This is a genomic window from Pseudomonas sp. PS01303, from assembly GCF_029959385.1.
Lineage (GTDB): Bacteria > Pseudomonadota > Gammaproteobacteria > Pseudomonadales > Pseudomonadaceae > Aquipseudomonas > Aquipseudomonas rustica.
This window is the reverse complement of sequence record NZ_JASCPK010000285.1, coordinates 1-2,659: the sequence shown is the minus strand read 5'-3', so window position 1 is coordinate 2,659 and position 2,659 is coordinate 1. Positions and strand designations below refer to the sequence as shown.

Sequence of the window (2,659 nt, the reverse complement as noted above, 5' to 3'; positions counted from 1 at the left end):
CACTGACAACGCAGTCTCTCTGTAGGAGCTGCCGCAGGCTGCAATCTTTTGATGTGGGGTATAAAAAACAAGACCAAAAGATCGCAGCCTGCGGCAGCTCCTACAGGGGGAATGGTGTGTTGGGGAATAACGATAGACCGCATTGATATATGTGGTTATAAGAAAAATCGCTATGCTGCGGGCCAGATTTTTCCTGTCGTTTTTGTGGACGGTTTAATGGAATTGGCAAATTTCGGCCTGGTGATTGCCGGGCTGGTGGTGGGGTTTATCGTCGGCATGACCGGTGTCGGCGGCGGTTCGTTGATGACGCCGATCCTGCTGTGGTTCGGCATCAACCCGGCAACGGCGGTGGGCACTGACCTGTTGTACGCCGCCATTACCAAATCCAGCGGCGTGCTGGTGCACAAAAAGAACAAGAACATCGATTGGGCCATCACCGGCTGGCTGACCCTCGGCAGCGTGCCGGCGGTGGCGATGACCTTGTGGTTCCTCAGCACCCTGCACACCGCGCCGGATGCGATGAACGCCATCATCAAACAAGCCCTGGGCTTTGTGTTGTTCGCCACTGCGCTGGCGATCTTCTTCAAAAAACGCCTGCTCGCATTCGCCCACAGACGCGCCGGCGGCAACTACAACCCGAGCGGTACGCGCCTGAACGTGTTGACCGTGATCACCGGTCTGATCCTCGGCACCATGGTTGCGCTGACCTCGATTGGCGCGGGCGCGCTCGGCACCGTGGCGCTGTTCATTCTTTACCCGCTGCTGCCAACCCGTCGTCTGGTCGGCACCGAAATCGCCCACGCCGTTCCGCTGACATTGGTGGCAGGCCTCGGTCACGCGAGCATGGGCAATATGGATTGGGGTGTGTTGGGCTTTCTGCTGATCGGCTCGTTGCCGGGCATATGGCTCGGCAGCCACCTGACCGGACGCATTTCCGACGAAGTCCTGCGCCCGTGCCTGGCGACGATGCTGGTGTTGATCGGCTACAAGCTGGCGTTCTGATCAACCCGATTTTTGGAATGGAACAAAATTGTGGTGAAAGTCACTTACCTGTGGCGAGGGGATTTATCCCCGTTGGGCTGCGAAGCGGCCCCATTCGGTCTCCCGCATTTTTGCTGATACACCGCATGTGCTGGTTTTACGACTGCTTCGCAGCCGAACGGGGATAAATCCCCTCGCCACAGAAACCCCGCTAACCACAAGTTTTGCGCTGCTGAATATCCCCTGTAGGAGCTGCCGAAGGCTGCGATCTTTTGATCTTGATCCTAAAAAAGATCAAAAGATCGCAGTCTTCGGCAGCTCCTACAGGTTTTTATGACGGGTTTTGAATGGTGTATTTCATCACCGTCACCGGCAATTCCTCGTACACCATTTCCTCAATCACCTCCCATCCCAACCGTGCATACAGCGATTGCGCCGCATCGGTGTACAGATACAACTCCTTCACGCCCAGCGCCGCCGCTTCTGCAACCACACGGTTAACCAGTTGCGAAGCAACCCCGCGCCCGCGTTCTTCAGCTTTCACATAAACCCCGGCCAGCCAAGGCGTCAGGTTCGGGCGCAGCTTCAGATCGTTTTCAATCAGCAGTGCGCCGCCGAGCAAGCGAGAACCTTCGAGTGCCACCACAACGCTGGGGATCGCGCCTTTGCCGCAAGCTGCACGCATGCGTTGTGTACGCGCCTCCAAGGTATCTTCGGGGCGATATTTACCCCATTCCTCGAAGTTGAGCGTGGCCAGTTCTTCAATCAATTCGGGGTGATCGCACAGGTAATCAATGTGCATGCGGGTGAACTCCGTTTCGGTGGTTGATCCACCACCCTAATGCGGTCATAAAAGGTAATCAAATCTGCCTTGCGATCGTGTCTGTGATGTTGCGCAATGTCGGCCCTGACCTAAGCTTCTGACAAGGCGACACCTATTTGCCAGATAGCCCCGGAACAATCGCCACGATGCGCAATCATTAGAGCGTGGATATTAAAAGGAGATGCGCATGCTCATCAGGTCACTGACCCTGACACTCTTGCTGGCGATTGCCGGCCCTCTGTTCGCCGCTGACAACGATTCGCCGATTGCCGGCGACATGGGCCGCGCCCGACCGCTGATCGTGATCGCACAAAGCACCGTTGACCCCGTGTGGGTCGGCCTGAAAAAGTCGCTCGACGATCCTGCCAACAAAAAAGGCGTTGCCGATCGCAACATCAAGGTTTACACCATCCTCAACATGTCCGGACAGCTCGACGGCAAAGACCTCGGCCAGCAAGACACCATGGCGCTGCTGCGCTCGCTGAAGCTGGGCGCTGGCGCGTATCCGAAAGTGTTCCTGGTGGGCAAGGACGGCGAGACCAAACTGTCGGCGTCGGGGGATGAAGCGAAAGCGGTGGATTTGAAGAAAATTTTCGACACCATTGATGCCTTGCCGGCGACCGAGAAAGACATCGCGCCACCGTCCGTGGCAACCACACCGGCAGCCGCAGAACCGGCCGCAAAAGGTGCAAAAGGCACCAAACCAACCAAACCTGCAAAACCCACCAAGCCACCAGAAATGCCGGATGACTAACTGAAGTCAACGCAAATCCCCCTGTAGGAGTGAGCCTGCTCGCGATAGCGGCATGTCAGTTGATACATGTGTTGACTGATACACCGCTATCGCGAGCAGGC

General features: G+C 56.8%; 3 protein-coding genes. 2 read left to right on the top strand and 1 reads right to left on the bottom strand.

Features of this window, described 5'->3' with window-relative positions; genetic code table 11:
- Positions 1-216: 216 nt before the first annotated feature.
- Entirely contained in the window at positions 217-1,002 is a 786-nt protein-coding gene (locus tag QMX93_RS30455; protein ID WP_282359301.1) for a sulfite exporter TauE/SafE family protein, read from the top strand.
- Positions 1,003-1,312: 310 nt separating this feature from the next.
- Here QMX93_RS30455 and QMX93_RS30450 read toward each other — a convergent pair whose 3' ends face one another.
- The gene (locus tag QMX93_RS30450; protein ID WP_159815637.1) at positions 1,313-1,783 is read right to left on the bottom strand and encodes a GNAT family N-acetyltransferase; all 471 of its coding nucleotides are present in this window, start codon (positions 1,781-1,783) and stop codon (positions 1,313-1,315) included.
- Positions 1,784-1,991: 208 nt separating this feature from the next.
- Here QMX93_RS30450 and QMX93_RS30445 point away from each other — a divergent pair, with 208 nt between their 5' ends.
- The gene (locus QMX93_RS30445) at positions 1,992-2,558 is read left to right on the top strand and encodes a DUF4174 domain-containing protein (RefSeq protein WP_212551401.1); all 567 of its coding nucleotides are present in this window, start codon (positions 1,992-1,994) and stop codon (positions 2,556-2,558) included.
- Positions 2,559-2,659: the final 101 nt, after the last annotated feature.